At 63.4% G+C, this 16,507-nt stretch carries 14 protein-coding genes; 3 read left to right on the top strand and 11 right to left on the bottom strand.

Annotated features, from left to right (window positions below; translation table 11 throughout):
• Nucleotides 1-306: 306 nt before the first annotated feature.
• The 5 genes from ACUSIJ_RS01410 to ACUSIJ_RS01390 all read right to left on the bottom strand — a co-directional run bounded on the left by ACUSIJ_RS01410 (nt 307) and on the right by ACUSIJ_RS01390 (nt 5,953).
• Entirely contained in the window at nt 307-846 is a 540-nt protein-coding gene (locus ACUSIJ_RS01410) for an ureidoglycolate lyase (protein WP_449306557.1), read from the bottom strand.
• The gene (locus ACUSIJ_RS01405) at nt 843-1,079 is read right to left on the bottom strand and encodes a hypothetical protein (protein ID WP_449306556.1); all 237 of its coding nucleotides are present in this window, start codon (nt 1,077-1,079) and stop codon (nt 843-845) included. Before ACUSIJ_RS01405 ends, ACUSIJ_RS01410 begins: the two co-directional genes overlap by 4 nt.
• Before the next feature lie 443 nt (nt 1,080-1,522).
• Nucleotides 1,523-2,446 (bottom strand): dihydrodipicolinate synthase family protein, encoded by a 924-nt coding sequence (locus ACUSIJ_RS01400; protein WP_449306555.1) that lies wholly within the window; start codon nt 2,444-2,446, stop codon nt 1,523-1,525.
• Between the two features lie 55 nt (nt 2,447-2,501).
• Nucleotides 2,502-3,404 carry a LysR family transcriptional regulator gene (locus tag ACUSIJ_RS01395; RefSeq protein WP_449306554.1) on the bottom strand — a complete coding sequence of 301 codons (903 nt, stop codon included), beginning with the start codon at nt 3,402-3,404 and terminating at the stop codon, nt 2,502-2,504.
• Between the two features lie 1,493 nt (nt 3,405-4,897).
• Nucleotides 4,898-5,953 carry a glycosyltransferase family 4 protein gene (locus ACUSIJ_RS01390; RefSeq protein ID WP_449306671.1) on the bottom strand — a complete coding sequence of 352 codons (1,056 nt, stop codon included), beginning with the start codon at nt 5,951-5,953 and terminating at the stop codon, nt 4,898-4,900.
• Nucleotides 5,954-6,132: 179 nt separating this feature from the next.
• Between ACUSIJ_RS01390 and ACUSIJ_RS01385 the strand changes: the two genes are divergently transcribed.
• The gene (locus tag ACUSIJ_RS01385) at nt 6,133-7,986 is read left to right on the top strand and encodes an ABC transporter ATP-binding protein (protein ID WP_449306553.1); all 1,854 of its coding nucleotides are present in this window, start codon (nt 6,133-6,135) and stop codon (nt 7,984-7,986) included.
• Between the two features lie 79 nt (nt 7,987-8,065).
• Here the strand turns inward: ACUSIJ_RS01385 and ACUSIJ_RS01380 are convergent, their stop codons facing one another.
• From ACUSIJ_RS01380 to ACUSIJ_RS01355, 6 genes are all read right to left on the bottom strand, one after another.
• Nucleotides 8,066-9,163 (bottom strand): amidohydrolase family protein, encoded by a 1,098-nt coding sequence (locus ACUSIJ_RS01380; RefSeq protein ID WP_449306552.1) that lies wholly within the window; start codon nt 9,161-9,163, stop codon nt 8,066-8,068.
• Between the two features lie 66 nt (nt 9,164-9,229).
• Nucleotides 9,230-10,279 carry an ABC transporter substrate-binding protein gene (locus ACUSIJ_RS01375; protein WP_449306551.1) on the bottom strand — a complete coding sequence of 350 codons (1,050 nt, stop codon included), beginning with the start codon at nt 10,277-10,279 and terminating at the stop codon, nt 9,230-9,232.
• A 107-nt stretch (nt 10,280-10,386) separates the two neighbouring features.
• Nucleotides 10,387-11,295 carry an ABC transporter permease gene (locus ACUSIJ_RS01370; protein ID WP_449306550.1) on the bottom strand — a complete coding sequence of 303 codons (909 nt, stop codon included), beginning with the start codon at nt 11,293-11,295 and terminating at the stop codon, nt 10,387-10,389.
• Nucleotides 11,292-12,182, bottom strand: a complete 891-nt coding sequence (locus ACUSIJ_RS01365) for an ABC transporter permease (protein WP_449306549.1) — start codon at nt 12,180-12,182, stop codon at nt 11,292-11,294. The genes ACUSIJ_RS01370 and ACUSIJ_RS01365 overlap by 4 nt, the downstream gene beginning before the upstream one ends.
• Nucleotides 12,182-12,991: an ABC transporter ATP-binding protein gene (locus ACUSIJ_RS01360; protein ID WP_449306548.1), complete on the bottom strand. Its 810-nt coding sequence runs from the start codon at nt 12,989-12,991 to the stop codon at nt 12,182-12,184. The genes ACUSIJ_RS01365 and ACUSIJ_RS01360 overlap by 1 nt, the downstream gene beginning before the upstream one ends.
• A 265-nt stretch (nt 12,992-13,256) precedes the next feature.
• A complete protein-coding gene (locus ACUSIJ_RS01355) occupies nt 13,257-13,901 on the bottom strand; it encodes a GntR family transcriptional regulator (RefSeq protein ID WP_449306547.1) in 645 nt (214 codons plus the stop codon).
• Between the two features lie 298 nt (nt 13,902-14,199).
• On the opposite strand from ACUSIJ_RS01355, the gene ACUSIJ_RS01350 reads away from it, so the two are divergent.
• Both ACUSIJ_RS01350 and ACUSIJ_RS01345 read left to right on the top strand, forming a co-directional pair.
• A complete protein-coding gene (locus ACUSIJ_RS01350) occupies nt 14,200-15,141 on the top strand; it encodes a nucleoid-associated protein (RefSeq protein ID WP_449306546.1) in 942 nt (313 codons plus the stop codon).
• Nucleotides 15,116-16,471, top strand: a complete 1,356-nt coding sequence (locus ACUSIJ_RS01345) for a hypothetical protein (protein WP_449306545.1) — start codon at nt 15,116-15,118, stop codon at nt 16,469-16,471. Before ACUSIJ_RS01350 ends, ACUSIJ_RS01345 begins: the two co-directional genes overlap by 26 nt.
• The last annotated feature ends 36 nt before the right edge of the window (nt 16,472-16,507 follow it).

Here is a 16,507-nt window from a genome sequence, read left to right as displayed (position 1 = left end):
ACGTTTGGAAGTGACAAGCACTCATCGATTGAGACCTCTCTGGAAGGTTCTGTATGTTTTGCATTCTTCTTGCCCGGCATTTGACAGCCGGTGCTTGCTAAGACTGTACGTCCGTCTTGCATCGGAAAACAAGATAGCCGATTATTATTTATTCGCATATTTAATAATCAAAAATGATACATTGTCTGCGACAGCAGGAACGGTTCGGCGCAGCACACATCAGCCGCCCCGGCAGAAGGGCCGCTGCACATTGCTTCGCCGAGGACAGCGATTCCGCAGAAGCGATCGATATGGCTTCACGCCCCTCTACGGCGCGGGTGGCTCCAGCGAGGCTGCCGCCGTCACGACGACCGGCCCGTCGAGGCGGAGAAAGTCGCAGTTCGTATCAGGCGCCGCACGGCCGATGACGGCGAAGTCGGATACGTCTTCCAGCGCGAGCAGGGCATGATGCCAGACGCCGGGCGCGTAATTCACGCCCTGGCCGGGCGTTGCCCGGAAGGCACGGATATCGGTTGGCGAAACCGCGTCGCCGGGCGGCGCCACCACGATGAGGAATGGCCGGCCATTCAGGGGCAGGAATGCCTGGGACGACAGGGGATGGCGTTCCAGCACACCGACTGTCAGAGGAAGCCGGCAGGGATCGGCGCGGAACAGGCTGAGGAGCGGCCGACCTCCTTCTTGCGACAGGTCGAGTGCAGCGACGTCGTCGAACCGCATCGCCGTACCGTCGTTCGCGCTCTTGCCGCCGCTCGTCGGGATTTCGATAACTTGACCGAACGGGGCGAACGCGTCGCCGGTGAGCGGCTCGACGACGATCGATCGGGCAGGTGCGGATGCAGCGCTCATGCTACACCTTCCGCCAGACCGGCCCCGACAACCGCGGGCGCCACCCCGCCTGCCACACCGGGCCGCAGAGCGGGTTCCTGGTCCCGGAACGGCCCGGAACGAAATATCTCGCCCGCGTCGACGATATGCGCCCGGACCTCGCTGCAGTCCGGTTGACCGGATTCGTCGAGCCGCGGACCGGTCAGATCGCAAATGAGCACGCGATAGGCGCGCGTCGTGTCATATACTGTCATCGCCTGACTTCCCACCTCTGTCATTCCCCCGATATTGGTTCCTGCCCACGCGATCGGCACTGGGCGGGATTCCCGAGCGCCTTCCGCAGTGCGCGGAAACAGGGCCGGGAGCGGCAACGGCCCGGAAAGTCGGGGTTTCCTCTTCATTGAAGCTCGCCATCGGCGCAATAACGTCGATATCCCCCGGGTGTCCACACCGCCGTACGACGCGGATGCGCGTGCTTCGACGCATCCTCGACCGGGTTAACGCGACCCTAGACCGGATCGACAACCCCCACTCTCTCCATCGCTTTATTGCTTGTCAATCGCCCTGGGCGACTGGCTGCTGTGGTCCCGGAAAACCGGATCCTTCTGAACCGGCGTTTCGCGGCAACGTCTGTTGGTCGGCAGGAGCGGAGAACGGCGGAGAAAGCAAGGTTCCCGGACGCGCAAAAGTCGCCCTTTCAGGCCGAAATCCCGCTCTCCTCAAGCGCCTTTTCCAGCATGGCGGTTTCCTCCTCGCCGGCGCAGGAAATAGGCGCGCGCGTTCTTGACGTCGGGATGCGTCCCAGAATGTGCAGACAGGCTTTTATCCTGGCCGTGGCTCTGCTGGCCGGGGCAGTCCCGTAGACCGCCTTTGCCAGCGGATAGATCCGCTCGTGAGCGTTGCGCGCTGCTGCGAGGTCCCCCGTGGCGACGGCATCCCGCAAGGCAACGACCGTCTCGGGGATGATTGCCGCGATGCTGACCTGACTTCCTTTGCCACCGAGAATGAAAGTCGTCAGCAGGTGCTCGTCGCCGGAAGGCATCATCAACACCTCGGGAGCGCAGCGGCTGACCAACCTGTAATTGGCTTCGTAGCGGGACGTTTCCCAGCTTCCGTCCTTGATCGCCGCAATGCGCCCGAGCGCGAGCAGCTGCTTCAGGGTGTCGGGAGAATAGGCGAGAGATCCCGCTCCGATCGACGCCTGATAGAGCATAATGGGCAGTTCGGTCGCCGCCAGCACAGCCTTGTGATGGATGAGCGCCACGTCGGGGCCTTGCGGCAGTGCCCAGGAAAAAGGCGGGAAGACCAGCAAGGAATCGGCTCCGGCAGCCTCCGCTGCCGCGGCATCCGCCGCGGCCTGGGCGCTCGCCTCGGCATTGACGCCCGATATCAGGATGACGCCGTCGCCGACGGCCTCGCGAGCGATCTCAACGACGATCTGTTTCTCCGCCGCAGTCAAGGTGGCGTTCTCTCCCGCATGGCCATTGATCAGAAGACCGCGAATTCCGGTAGTCGATGCCACGTCCGCCATGTGCCGCGCCAGGGCCTCCCGATCGATCCGCTCGCGATCGTCCATCGGCACGATGGTGGAGGCGTAAATTCCGGCAAATTTCTCGTACATTGCCCGTTATCCTATTCTTTGACTCTGTTCACTTGCGGGTTTATCGAGATATTTTTCATTGTCTTGTTTGGGGATCGTCGATTATCAGCTTTACTTCTTCCTTTGCGCAATTGATAAGCTCGGCGATAAGCTTCTTTTGACTGCTTTCGCTGGAGACGATCGCTTTCAGGGGAATGGTTATCATGGGCCTGAATGGTGCGCTGCGCAGCTTTGTCCGCAGCTTTCCGGACGCTGTAAGCGCGTCCATGAAGGTCGTTCCGAGGCCCTGTTCGGACAGATTCGCGGCAATATTCATGAATCGCACATCGATCATCGAGAGGAAAGGAACCGAGGCCGCAATGAAGGCATCCTCGATCAATTTCCTGGCCATGCCCCTCGTGCTTATGAGAGGCAGGTCGAGAAGGTCGGCCGGTGTCACGTATTCACGCCCGACCAGCGGGCTGGACTGGTGAAAGGCGCATACCATGTTGAGGTCGGCAAGGTGGACGAATTCGAGATTGTGCCGATCCGGCGGGCGCATGGCGAAACCCACGTCGCAGGCGCCTATCGCGACGTATTCGAGCAGCGTTTCGACGGGGAGGGTTTCCAGCGTTATCTCGATGCCCTGGTACTTGCTCAGAAAGCGCGCCAGAGTTGCCGGAAGCAGCGAATCGGAAAGCTCCGACGTCGCGACTATTTTTACGGAGCCCCTCCGCCCGGCCTTCAGCCTCGTCGCGATCTGGCTGATTGACTCCTTGATAAGGAAAAGCGGTTCGGCCTCGGCCATCAGAACGTAAGCCTCGTCCGTGGGGATCAGTCGCCTGTTCTGTCGCCGGAAAAGAGCGAACCCCAGATTTGTCTCCGCAGCCTTGATCGCATTGCTGACCGCAGGCTGAGACATGCCCAGATCGTGCGCTGCGCCAACTGTTGAACGCGCGCGCATCACCGCCCGTATTACCTCAAGGTGCCGCAGGTTCATGCTCTTCTCCCCAAAAAGCCGAACCTCGGTCAGGCTGGCGGCTACAACCAGAAGGTCCGGAAGGCGGCATCGCTTTGCCGCCCTCTTCGGCAAACTGAGAGGATATTCATATGGTTCGCCATGGCTGAATGCCCGCATGCGACACCTTCCACGTTAATATAGAGTGTGTCCGTTGAACACCGGGTCGCGAGCAAGGTGACATGAGGAGCTGTTTCACGATTCGCCCTCTCATTAAGGGGACACGGCGATGGCGCGGGCTTATGCGGATGATCTTCGGGTGCGAGTTCTACCTTTCCCGCTGCCAGTGCGGCGGGGCCCGAGCCGGCAAAGCTGTCGGAAACGATGTCGCCGCGATGGCATAGTCCGTCCGTCATCGACGCGACCGGGCATGGGGCCCGTGACCTGTGGCAGGACGCCTCCGTCATTCCGGTGCGCGGGCCACTGGCTTGGCTGGTTCCGCAGCCGGACATCCGTTTGGGCTTCTATTGCAACAATGTCGGTCTGTTATCGCGTCGCCACCACCTGATCGTGCAAGCGACGGGGGACGACGACTATGCGGGCTATAACGATGCGAATGAACAGCCGGACCGGAGCGAGGCCGAGCAGGCGGTTGCCGTCCGGGCCGATCCGGGCGGCAGGATCGCCAGACGGAATAGACCAGGGACCAGCCAGCTTGAGAACGCAGGATCTACACACTCAGCATCCCTTGGCCGAGCACCCCTTGGCCGAACCGGATTAAAATCCGGAGCGCACGTTCCGATTCCATCGGAACGTCCGGCGCTCCAGGCGCCCAGCCCTACCTGATTCCGCCGGAGGCGTTCGACGCGATCTTGGGCGCGGCCTCACCGGCGCCGGCGTCTGGCCCAATGCCCGCCCCGCCACACATACCCTCTGCGCGGTCCGGCCCATACCCATCTGCCGGGGACCCATACCCATCCCGCTCTAGGCCGTGGCCTGCGCTCGTACCGAGGTCGAGGCGGCGGTGGGCGCCCGCGCCGCCGCGGACCTGGTCGCGGAGGGTAGTGCTGGGCAGAGGCCGTGTCCTCCCGGGAAAGGGTAAGCGGAGTGGCAACGGCGCCAAGCAGCGTTGCAAACAGCACGCGACGCGTAATCATCGCTCAATGCCTCCCATGCAAACATGCCGAGATTCTATTTGTCGCCCGCGATTGTGGCGGAAAATCCGGCGCCTGCGTTCGGTGGGACGCACATTTTTGCGTGCTGCGTTCGCGAGGAACGCACAGCGAGCCAGCCCGCGAGCCTTGGCCGCGCCGTCAATCGCTTCCGAAGTCCCGCATCGAGCGAGCGGTTTAGGCGCGGCTACGATCCGCGGGGCCTCGGACAGTCGTGGCCTTGGACAGTCGTGGCCCCGGACAGTCGAAGAGTTCCTGATGCACATGATGGAGGCGCTTTCATCGCGGATGACGTGGACCCGACCCCCGTCCGCCAATGGCGGATGCAGCCCCCGCTGCACATCCGCGATCATGCCCCGGCAGTCAGGCCGTTCTGATGCGCAAGCCGGGTCGTCTCCTGGCAGTCAGCTCCTCATAAATCATGAGATAGTTCTCCGCCATGATACGGGAGGTAAAACGCTCCTCGAACCGGCGGCGGATGGTTTTTCGGGAGAGGCGGCCAATATCGCGCACCTTCGCGGCCGCTGCATCGGCGTTCTCCACGATGAAGCCGGTGACCCCGTGTTCCACGATCTCCGGAACCGAGGCGCGGTTGAAAGCAATGACGGGGGTGCCGCAGGCCATCGCCTCGATCATGACCAGGCCGAACGGCTCGGGCCAGTCGATGGGGAAAAGCAGGGCGGCTGCCCCGCTGAGGAACTCCGCCTTCCCGTCATCGGCGATCTCACCGATGAACTCGACATGCGGCAAGGAGAGAAGCGGTCGGATGGCCTCCTCGAAGTAGTCCTGATCCACGCGGTCGACCTTGGCGGCGATCTTGATGGGCATGCCGCTTTTCTCCGCGATCCGGATCGCCCGGTCGACGCGCTTCTCGGGCGAGATGCGGCCGAGGAACGCGAGATAGCGCGGCTGCGTGTCCACGGGGCGCAGAAGATCCTGCGGTACCCCGTGATGCACGGTCGCGAGCCAGTTGGCCCTTGGCACCAGCGATCGCTGCGCGTCCGATATCGAGATCATGCCCGGTTTGTCGAAGACGCGGAAGAGTGTCTGATGCTCCGGCAGGTCGAGCCTGCCATGCAGTGTGGTCAAGAAAGGCGTCGACTGCCTCATCATGAGCGAGAACGGGTAGTAGTCCAGATGAAAATGGAGGACGTCGAACTCGTCCGACCTGCGAAATACCTGTTCGATCATTGCCATGTGCAGCGCGTTGGCGTCCCGGACCGTGCCGTCGAGACGCAGTGCCCGCGGCCAGACCGCTTCCAGCGTCGCCGCCGTTTTGGAGTCACCGCTGGCGAAGAGTGTCACGTCATGGCCCATCGCAACGAGCTCTTCCGTCAACCATGACACCACGCGCTCTGTGCCTCCATAAAAGGTCGGGGGCACGGCTTCAGTTAGGGGGGCAATTTGAGCAATTCTCATCGGCCACTGTCCTTCTTGATCCGTGTTCGTGGGTTGAAAGCTGCTTCTGTGAAGCGAGGCTCCAATTTCTGGCCACATAAATGTGTCAGATGTGAGTGTGAACAAAGGATTCTTTAGTAATGCGTCATTCCGCTCGCGCTGACTGCACTCCTTCAAAAGCTGGAAGAGGGCCAGATCATATGGGGGACAAATCTCTTTTCTTTTACGCAGATCGACCCGTAGATTTCCTGTTCCGATATATTCGTCGTCGCCCGCTTATGCATTCGATTATTGTCGTTTGCGTATTGGGCGCGGTCGCCTGTTCTATCAGCACCCAGTACGGGGTGAAATTTCTTGTCGATACGCTCTCCGGTTCCGCCGGCGGGAGTGATGCCGGTCCGTGGGTGGCCTTTGCTGTTCTCGTCTCCTTCATTGCCGCGGACAATCTTCTCTGGCGGGTCGCGACCTTCGTGGCGAGCTATGCCTTCGTGGGGGTGACGGGCGATCTCAGATCCGACCTTTTCCGGCACTTGACGGGACACGCTCCGAGCTACTTCTCCGATCGCCTGCCGGGGGTATTGACGAGCCGGGTCACGGCGACCTCGAACGCCATGTTCCAGATGGAAAACATGTTCTGCTGGAATGTGTTGCCGCCTTGTGCCGCGACAGTCGGCGCCATCCTTTTCTTGACGGCGGTCAGCGTGCCCGTGGCCATGACGCTCGCCGTGATTTCCGGCTTCGTCATCGTTCTCATGTTCAGGATGGCGGCGGCCGGCCGCCCGCTGCATCACGAGTTCGCGGCCAAGGCGGCCGCCGTGGATGGCGAAATGCTGGATGTCATCGGCAATATGCCGCTGGTGAAGGCTTTCGCGGGCATCTCGCGCGAGCATCGGCGTTTCGATACCAGCCTCGTTTCGGAGATGGATGCGCGCCGCAGCAGCTTGCTCTACCTGGAAAGACTGCGTCTGACGCACGCCATGATCGTGGTCACGATCACCATCGGGCTGCTGGGCTGGTCCATCTGGCTTTGGCGGGAAGGGCGGGCGACGATCGGGGATGTGGTCCTGGTCTGCACCCTGGGCACTGCCGTTCTCAGTGCGACGCGCGATCTGGCCATCGCGCTGGTCGATGTCACCCAACACATGGCGCGGCTTTCCGAATCGCTGCTGACGCTGCTCACGCCGCACGAACTGCGCGACCATCCGGAAGCATCCGCTCTCGTGCCGTCCGGCGTCAGCGTGACTTTCGACGATGTCTCGTTTCGATATCCGACCGGGCGCCCGGTCTTCGAGCACCTCAATCTGGACATCAAGCCCGGCCAACGTGTGGGCGTGGTCGGCGAATCGGGCGGCGGCAAGTCGACGCTCGTGGCCTTGCTCCAGCGCTTTCACGACGGCCAGGGCGGGCGTATCCTCATCGACGGGCAGGATATCGCCCGGGTGACGGACGAAAGCCTGCGGGCGGTCATCACGGCGGTCCCGCAGGATACCGCTCTCTTCAACCGCACCCTGCTCGAAAACATCCGCTATGGCCGGCCGGACGCCACGATCGACGAAGTCAACTACGCCGTGAGAGCCGCGCATTGCGAGCGCTTCGTGGAAAATCTGCCGGAAGGCCTCGATACCCTTGTCGGCGACCGCGGCTTCAAGCTGTCGGGCGGCCAGCGCCAGCGCATCGCCATCGCGCGCGCCTTTCTCAAGGATGCCCCGATTCTCATCCTGGACGAAGCCACCTCCGCCCTCGATTCCGAATCGGAAGAGCTCATCCGCGACGCCCTGGAGCGGCTGATGAAAGGACGGACCGTGATCACGATCGCGCATCGCCTGTCGACACTGCGCAACTACGACCGCATGCTTGTCATGCACGACGGCAAGATCGTTCAGGACGGTCCTCCGGACGATCTGATGCAGGTGGACGGTCCCTATCGGGTCCTGGTGGAGAGGGAGCTGGAACGCCTGGAGAAATTCCCGCGTCAGCAAGCCGGCTGGATGCCTGCGCGTGCGGCCTCCGAGACACGCTCGCGGCGTTTGCCGACCTCGCAATCGGCGCTCTAGAAAGAAGGGCAGGGCGGTCTCCCCAAGCTGCAAGGCAGCGCGGGGAGACCGTCTCGGGCACCGCCGGTTCCACCCGCGGTCAGGTGTCGAGGCCGAGCAGTTTCGATGCCGTCAGTCCGGAGACCTTCGCGACCTCCTCCTCGGAAAGGCCGGCCGTGCCGAGCACATGGCCGACCGGGTCGTAGTCCGCCATGTCATAGGGATAGTCCGTGCCCATCACGATCTTGTCGGCGCCATAGACTTTCACGAGATACGCGAGCTGGTGCGGGGTGAAGACCACGCTGTCGAAGTAGATCTTGCGCAGGTATTCCGTGGGCGGCCTGGGCAGGCCGGCATGGCTGTCGCGCCGGGCGCCCCAGGCATGGTCTATGCGGCCGGAATAGGCCGGCAGGAAGCCGCCGCCGTGCACGGCCAGTATCTTCAGCTCGGGATGGCGCTCCAGCACGCCGCCGAAGATCAGATGATGCAGGGCGACCGTCGTCTCCAGCGGGTTTCCGATGACGTTGGAGAAATAGAAATTCCGGAACCGGTCCCCGTCCGTGAATCCGTTCGGGTGGATCATGACCAGCGCGCCGAGCTCCTCGGCCTTGCTCCAGAACGGCTCGTACTTCGCCTCGGCCAGCTCCTCGCCGTTGACGTTGGTGAGCACCTGCACGCCCTTCAGGCCCAGCTCGCGCACCCCGCGCTCGAGCTCCGAAACCGCCTCGCCGGGGTCCTGCAGCGCGACCGTCCCGAGGCCGGCAAAGCGGTCGGGACGCCTCGCCACGGAGGCCGCGACGCCGTCGTTGACCATCCGGCTCGCCGGAACCGCATACTCGGGCGGCAAGGTGTAGTAGCAATGAAAGGGCGGGGGGGCGACGAGCTGGAAGTCGATGCGCAGCTTGTCGAGCACCCACAAACGATCCTCGAGGTCGACCATCGCCAGCTTGCGGTCCTCGTCCTGCTTCTGGTTGATCGCCCTCGTTTCATCGCTGGAATATTTCACCATCGCGATATCGGCAGGATCAAGGTGCGGCGCGACATATGCCGCGGCTTCCGGGACCGCGATGTGCGAATGGACATCGACCGTCCGGGTGCGGGGCCGGCCGGTGCCCGGTCCGACGCCGCGCGCGGCAGTCGGACCGTAGCGGTTGAGGTCATCTCCAAGCGCGGTGGTATCAATTGCTGAATGAGCCATAAAGCTATCCTGTCGAACGGAGTGAAAGGGGTTTCCGGCCGCCTTGCCGGATGTCGCGGCCGCGGGTCATTGCGCGGTTGTCGGGAGGTTTTTCTCCTTCCAGGCGGCGACCTCGGCCTTGACCTCATCCAGATCCCAGTCGTTCGCCGCCGCGATGAACCGGTCGTCGAGGAATGTCGCGGGGTCGACCTCGCGCGCGATGGCGCCATGCTCGACCATCGGCGGCTGCACCTTGGCCCAGACACCGGGCTGAAGGTCGCCCGCCCGCTCGGTCACCGAGACGTTCATCGGGATCGAAGCATCGAGGAACTCCTGACCGAACTCCTCGTTCTCCCATTCCTCCGGCACCGCTGCCTTCGACATGGCGGCGACAACGTCCGGGGCGAACTCGGCCACCCGCATGCCCTTCGACCAGGCGCGGAAGAAGCCTTCCAGCGGGGCCGCCAGTTCGTCCAGCCGCCCGGTTGCGGCGACGAACACGTTGGCCGGCTGATCCTCGAGCTCCGGCGGGGTGATGAGGCGGATAGGGATCCCCGCCGCCTGGATCGCCAGCCAGTCGGGAACGGCGCCGGCAATGGCCGACACGGTCTGGTTGCGGAAGGCATTGGCCAGCGTCGGTCCCGCCTCGCCGACCACCACGGTCGTCACGTCGTCGAGCGTCAGGCCCGCCGTGCCCAGGGCGATGGCGAGCGTGACCCGGTCGCGGTCGGAAACGAGCCCGATCGTCTGTCCCTTGAGTTCCGAGACGTTCTGGATCGGGCTGTCGCCGGAAACGGCGATCCCTTCCGGCGCCCGCTGCATGGCCTCGTAGACGACCTTGACGTCAGCGCCTGCCGATACGGCCTGGAACGTCTGCGGCGGATCCAGCATCGCAAGATCGGCCTGCCTGTTCTGGACGAAGGCGACATAGGGAATGGTCGTCGAGGAGGGCAGGAGATTGACGCTCACACCCTCCTCCTCGAAGTAGCCGAGCGCCTCGCCGACGATCAGCGGATAGAAGTTGGCCGAACGCGGCAGCGGCATGATGATATTGAGGGTTTTGACCTCCTGGGCAACGGCTGCAGAAGCGGGCATTGCCATTGCCGCCACAAGGAGCGAGCTGATCAGAATCTTCATCGTTTCCTCCACTTTCTTTATCGTTGCTTACCGTTGATCGGCTTAGAGCATGTCATCATTTCACGGAGACGGTGACATGCCCTAAGTTTTTGATTTTGAGCGAATTCTTATCGATCAGACGATTCCGTCCGATCGGAACACGCTCCGGACCCGCGGCCCTCGGCCTTTTTCCAGATGCGTGCGCGCCGACGCGCCTTCGCCGCCAGCCGCCCGTCGTGACGCCAGAAGACGATACGGTCGTCGAGGAATTCCATCAGGGTGAAGAGGAAGAGGCCCATCACCGACATGCTGAGAAGCGTCGCAATGGCCGCGCTCATGTCGAGCGCGAACGAGTAACGCTGCATGAGCACGCCGACTCCCTCGCTCGCCTGGGCGAACTCGGCCACGATCGCGCCCACGAGCGCCGTGGTCATGCCGACCTTCATGCCCGCGAAGGCGACGGGCACCGCGCCGGGCAGCCTCAATCGCATGAATGTCTGGAGGCGTGTGGCGCGCAGCGACCGGAACATCTCCAGGCGATCCTCGTCGGTGTGCGAGAGGCCGGCCAGCGTGTTCACGAAGACCGGGAAGAAGGAGATGATCGCGGCGAGCGCTATCTTCGAGCTCCAGCCGAAACCGAACCAGGCGATGACGATCGGGGTCAGCGCCAGTCCCGGCGTGACGTTGAGGACGACCGCATAGGGAGCGACGTAACGCTTGAAGCCGTCGTTCAGCGCCGACGCGACGGCGAGCGCGATGCCGACGGCGGCGCCGATGGCGAAGCCCGCGACCGCCTCGTAGAGCGTGACGAAGAAATGCCGGTAGATCGTGCCGTCTACGACATAGAGCTTGCCGATCGACTGCATCACGGCGCTTGGCCGGGGCACCAGGAACTCGTTGAGAAGCCCCATGAGCCCCGCCGCTTCCCACAGACCGACGAGCGCCGTGAACAGCAGCAGGTGGGGCAGAAAGCGCCGCAGCGCGAGGCCCACGGGGAAACGGCGGCCGCCGCCGGCGCGCATGGAGATCGTGCTCATCGGACGTCACTCCCGCTGGCGGACGCCCGGCGCCAGCGCCGGGCGCGTCTTCGTGCGACTGCATCCATGCGCTCTCCGCCGCGCCAGAAGACGACATGCCGGTCGATCGCTTCCATCGTCCGGAAGATGAAGAAGCCGAGCGCCGTCAGGGTCAGGAGGCAGGCGAAGGCGGCCGGCATGTTGAGCGTGCCGGTATAGGTTTTCAGCAGCACGCCCATCCCCTCGTTGGCGGCGATGAACTCCGCCACCAGCGCGCCTCCCAGCGCCGACGCCATCGCGAGCCGCAGCCCGGCCATGATGACCGGCATGGCATCCGGCAGCATGAGCCTGGTGAAAGTCTGCCATTTGCTGGCGCGCAGCGACCGGAACATCTGATGCGCCTCGATGTCGACGTTCAGCATGCCGCTCAGCGTGTTGACGAACGGCGCGAAAAAGCACACCAGCATCACGATGGTGATCTTCGAACTCCAGCCGAAGCCGAGCCATGCGATGATCAGCGGCCCGACGGCGATGCGCGGGGTTGCTTCGAGAACGATGATGTAGGGCTTCAGCAGCGGCCGGGCCGCCTCGTTGAGACCGATGGCGACGGCAAGGCCGATGCCGAGCAGCGAGCCGGCGAGGAAGCCGGCCGCGACCTCGCCCAGCGTGATGCCGAGGTGGAAGTAGATGTTGCCCTGCAGGACGTAGAGGCGGTAGAAGGCGAGCACGATCGCGCTGGGCGCGGGCAGCGTCAGCTCGTCGACGACACCGGTGCGGGCGGAAAGTTCCCATACCAGCAGCAGCGCGATCAGGATCGCCACATGGTTGATCGCCCGCCCGAACCTGAGCCTGCCGCGGGAACGGGGAGAAGGCCGCCGGACAGCGACGGTTTCGTTGATCGCCGTCATCAGTGCCCTCCCAGAATCTCGCGAACCTCGCCGACGAGGTCGTTGAATTCCGGTGTCTGCTGGATCGAGACGTCGCGGGGACGCGGCAGCGGGATGTCCACGATGGCCGCGAGCCGCCCCGGTCGGGGGGTCATCACCATCACCCGATCGGCGAGGAAAATCGCCTCGGCGATATTGTGCGTGACGAAGAGCGTAGTCTTGTGCACCTCGCTGACGACGCGCATCAGCTCGACGTTCAGACGCTCGCGCGTGAACTCGTCGAGCGCCCCGAACGGCTCATCGAGCAGCAGGATGTCCGCCCCGGTCTGGAGCAGACGCGCGAGCGCGACACGCTGCTGCATGCCGCCCGAGAGCTGGCGCGGGAAGGCGAACTCGAAATCCCTGAGGCCCACCATGTGGAGCAGGTCGATGGCCCGGCGGCGGTCTTCCGGCCGCGGCTTGCGGATCAGCTCGGTGGGCAGCAGCACGTTCTCCGCCGCGGTCAGCCAGTCCAGAAGCGTCGCCTTCTGAAACATCATGCCGATGTCCGCCCGCGGCTCGACCACTTCCTCGCCCTTGACCTTGAGGCTGCCGGCGCTCCTCGGCAGGAGGCCGGCGAGGATGCGCAGAAGGGTCGACTTGCCGCAACCGGACGGCCCGACGAGCGAGACGAACTCCCCTTCCTCGATATCGAAATCGGCACCCTCGAGCGCGACAACGGCCCCGTCACCGTATATCTTCGTGAGGCCTCGGCCGGAAATATAGGAACGTTTCGATATGATCGGTTCTGGATGCAAGGTATTCGGCAGATCGACTGCAATCGAATTCATCTGTTTCCTCCCGAATGCCTGTCCGTCCCGCCTGCGCGCGAAGCGGGGAGCTTCGAGCTGCAAGGCACCTGCGGCGGCGTTTTTCTTTCCGGGTATGGCTTCTCGCGACCCCATCGACGCTGAGCGGCAACATCGAGGCGGCGACGTTCTTATTCGAGGGCGCTTTCGAAACGCGAAGGCCATATCCGCGTTTGCCCGCAGCGCAACGGAAACCATTCCCGATCTTCAGCCGGACTCGAGCCCTGCGCCCCCCGCGAGGGCGGGATCAGGCAACCACCGGCCTGTTTTCCAGCGCCCGCATGATCTGCGTGCGCGATCTTCCGATGTGCCGACGCAGCAGGGTCGAGGCGAGGCCCGCCTTCCTGGCCTGCAAGGCGTCGATGATTGCGATGTGGTCGGCGAGCGGCCCCTCGAAGCCCGTGCCGTTCGTCAGCGCGGACAGCGAGATGATGCAGAGGCGATCATAGAACGCCATCACGCGCCGGCATTCCTCCGTCAACCGGCGGTTCTTCGTCATGAGGGCGAGGAATGTATGGAATTCGTAATTATAGGCGGCGAAGGCCGTCTTCGAGCTCATGTCGGCGGTCCTGAAGCGGTCGAGTTCCGACAGCTCCTGATCGCTGCAATTGTCGACGATCAGACGCACCACCCCCATGTCGAGGATGAGCCGCAGATCCAGAATGTCTTCCGCATCCTTCAGGGAGATCGGCCGCACCCGGTGTCCGCGCCGGGGCTCGATCTCCACCAGCCCCTCGAACTCCAGCTTCTGCATGGCGTCGCGCACCGGTGATTTCGAGACACCGAAACGTTTCGCCAGATCCGCCTCGCGCAGCTCGACACCCGGCATCAGGGCGCAGGAAAGGATGTCCCTTCGGATCCTCTCGAACACCTGGTTGCGTATCAAGCTCATGCGAAATCCGCCTCTCTGATATTCCAAGATTATGTCTCTAGAATATCAGGGCGTCAAGAGCGCAAACCGCGGAACAGCGGGCCGTCGTATTTTGCCGATGGCGGATCGAGCCAGGCCGCCGTGCTGCGGGGGCGGTATCGTCGTGTTATTGTTTTGAATTCAAGCAACCCGATTTTCTGCTATCGTAAACATAGCTTTCATCGGGGGAATCACGGTGGCGTTCTTCCAGGAACATCAGGCACAAGCATTGTCCATCACACGGATGGTCTTTCATCTCGTTGGGCCAAGACCTGAGGATATGGTCCGGCTGGAGGAGATACATCCAGGTCCTTTTTCGAGCTTCTTCATCGACCGCATCCGCTCCGTCAACAATGGTTTGCCCTATGTCTTTTCCGATGCTTCGTCGACGCGCGAGCGTTTGCGGCGGATCGCCGAGGACACGACGCTTTTCCAGGTGGAAAGTGAACGGCTGGCCGAGGATTTCCAGCGGCTGCATGGCGGCAGCGCGGCGGCCGGGGCCTTTCTGGTTTTCCTGCTCGATGTCGCGGGGGAGCAATTTTTCGCCTTGCTGAAATATGACGATGAGACCGTCCTCGCCTATGAGCTCGCGGAGGGGAGGGACGGCCGCAAGAGGGTGAGCCTCGATGCGCTGGAGCGCACTTTCGTCCAGAATCGCGATGCGCTGCAGAAATCCGCGCTGGTCAAGCTGACCGATGAAGGCGGCGAACTGACGGTCCTCGATCGCCGCAATCAGCAGAACGTCGCCCGCTATTTCGAGAATTTCCTCGATGCCGTGCGCCGCTTCGACGATGCGGAGGCGACCCGGAAGATGGTCGACGTGACGCGGCGGGTCATTCGGGAGAACAAGGATCTCGTTCCGCTCCGGGTGTATCAGGAGGTGACGAAACGCGCTTTCGAGGCCGCGGCCGCGGGCGGTCAGGTCGGGGTGGACGATCAGAAATCCTTCCTCGACACTGTGGTCGGCCAGGCTTTGCCGCCCGACCATCCCCTGGTGGACAAGTTTCAGAGCGCGCTGCGCAAGCATCGGCTCGACGGGACGCCGATCAAGTTCGACGTGAGCAACGTCAGTCCGCCGTCCGTGTTGCGCTATGACACCGTCAACGGCATTCAGATCCGCGTGCCCGCCGAGCTGAAGAAGGTTGTCGTCGTCGAGAAGAACCGGATCATCATCAACGACGTGCTCGAAGAACAGTATGATGACACCGACACGCGTCGCTGAACTCATCACCCGCACCGCGGCGCGGTCCGATATCGACGAGCGGCCGGGACTTGCGATCCTGCAGGCGGCGCTGTCGGACGCGGATATCCGGAACCAGTGGCTTGCGCTGCGCCGGACGCCGCCGGCGTTCATCGTCTCGGTCACCATCACGGAGGCCGGCTCGGACACGCCCCTGGAGGAGGACGAACCGGTATCGGACATCCGTTTCCGGATCGTCGTCGAAACGGTTGCGGTCGACGGCGAGCTTCGCCTGTTCCTCGGGCGCTCGCTCGCCAACGCGGTTGCCGAACTCCCCCATGTCGGCTGCGTGCAGATCGCCGACATGGGGGAGGACCAGACGTTCGCCTCGTTTCGCAGCCGGTTTCAGCTCTGGAGCGGCGAGCCGGCAGAGCCCTACGCGCCGTCCGAGCCCCTGCCTGACCCGCGCAGCCTGTCGACCGACTTCACGCGGCAGCATCTCGTGCCCGACGATCTGCGCCCCTGGCTGCAACGCGATGCGCCGAGGGGGAGGGGGCCGGCCTACGAGGCCTGGACGCGGCTCTCGGGTCCGCGCCTCCTTGCCGCGCTCGCCAACCGTGTGTCGGAATTGCCGCAAGGCGTCGGCTATCATTTCAGCGGCCCGCCGTCCCGCGTCATCAGCCCGTCGGTCGAGGAGATCCTCACCGTTTTCGGGCACCTGAACGAGGGGGCGAAGTGGGTTTTCACGGAAGGGCGCGATACCGACACCCGCCACCTCCTGTTCGCCCACGAACTGGCGCGCAGCCATCGCAGCAGCGTTTTCGACCACTTCGGCGGCGGAAGTCTCGAATCGGCAAAAAACGCCTACGCCGCCTACGTGAAGGCGAGCAGCCGCGAGACGCTGAAGGCACTGGCGGAACTGCGCAAGGCGGTGATCGACGAAGCCCAGAAGACCAGCCAGAAAGCCCAGGATCTCGCGACAGGTCTGTGGAAGGATGCCGCCGTGGCTGCGGTTCCGTTCGTCCTGAAGCTGCTCCCGGATACCGCGCGGGCGCAGAACCGCTATATCGCCGGCGCCATGGCGGTCGCGGCCGCTTTGCTGGTCGCCTTCTCCTACGGCACCCAGATCTTCATCAATCGCAAGTTCTTCAGGAACCAGGACGCTGCGCGCCGGGTGTGGCGCCAGGCGCTGAACGTGGTCCTTACCCCGTCGGAAATCGAGGAATTCAGCGAGCAGCCGATCAGGAACAGCATCGCTGATTACCACACCGTCCGCTTCTGGGCCGGCCTCGTGTACGGGGCGCTGATCCTGATCCTCGTGCTTTTCGCCGTCTACAACTTCAGGCCGGACCTGTTCGGCGTTACGGTCTGACGCGCTCCTCAGGCCGGCGACTGGACGCACCTCTAG

It is taken from the genome of Pseudochelatococcus sp. B33 (genome assembly GCF_053570585.1).
The sequence above is the reverse complement of the archived record's forward strand: the minus strand, read 5'-3'. Positions and strand labels throughout refer to the sequence as shown.

What these genes read in the sequence shown, in the direction of transcription:
- ACUSIJ_RS01390 (WP_449306671.1), bottom strand. Translation starts at nt 5,953, where the DNA reads ATGAGAATTGCTCAAATTGCCCCCCTAACTGAAGCCGTGCCCCCGACC.
- ACUSIJ_RS01350 (WP_449306546.1), top strand. Translation starts at nt 14,200, where the DNA reads ATGGTCCGGCTGGAGGAGATACATCCAGGTCCTTTTTCGAGCTTCTTC.
- ACUSIJ_RS01380 (WP_449306552.1), bottom strand. Translation starts at nt 9,163, where the DNA reads ATGGCTCATTCAGCAATTGATACCACCGCGCTTGGAGATGACCTCAAC.
- ACUSIJ_RS01405 (WP_449306556.1), bottom strand. Translation starts at nt 1,079, where the DNA reads ATGACAGTATATGACACGACGCGCGCCTATCGCGTGCTCATTTGCGAT.
- ACUSIJ_RS01395 (WP_449306554.1), bottom strand. Translation starts at nt 3,404, where the DNA reads ATGAACCTGCGGCACCTTGAGGTAATACGGGCGGTGATGCGCGCGCGT.
- ACUSIJ_RS01385 (WP_449306553.1), top strand. Translation starts at nt 6,133, where the DNA reads ATGGGGGACAAATCTCTTTTCTTTTACGCAGATCGACCCGTAGATTTC.
- ACUSIJ_RS01360 (WP_449306548.1), bottom strand. Translation starts at nt 12,991, where the DNA reads ATGAATTCGATTGCAGTCGATCTGCCGAATACCTTGCATCCAGAACCG.
- ACUSIJ_RS01410 (WP_449306557.1), bottom strand. Translation starts at nt 846, where the DNA reads ATGAGCGCTGCATCCGCACCTGCCCGATCGATCGTCGTCGAGCCGCTC.
- ACUSIJ_RS01375 (WP_449306551.1), bottom strand. Translation starts at nt 10,279, where the DNA reads ATGAAGATTCTGATCAGCTCGCTCCTTGTGGCGGCAATGGCAATGCCC.
- ACUSIJ_RS01370 (WP_449306550.1), bottom strand. Translation starts at nt 11,295, where the DNA reads ATGAGCACGATCTCCATGCGCGCCGGCGGCGGCCGCCGTTTCCCCGTG.
- ACUSIJ_RS01345 (WP_449306545.1), top strand. Translation starts at nt 15,116, where the DNA reads ATGATGACACCGACACGCGTCGCTGAACTCATCACCCGCACCGCGGCG.
- ACUSIJ_RS01400 (WP_449306555.1), bottom strand. Translation starts at nt 2,446, where the DNA reads ATGTACGAGAAATTTGCCGGAATTTACGCCTCCACCATCGTGCCGATG.
- ACUSIJ_RS01365 (WP_449306549.1), bottom strand. Translation starts at nt 12,182, where the DNA reads ATGACGGCGATCAACGAAACCGTCGCTGTCCGGCGGCCTTCTCCCCGT.
- ACUSIJ_RS01355 (WP_449306547.1), bottom strand. Translation starts at nt 13,901, where the DNA reads ATGAGCTTGATACGCAACCAGGTGTTCGAGAGGATCCGAAGGGACATC.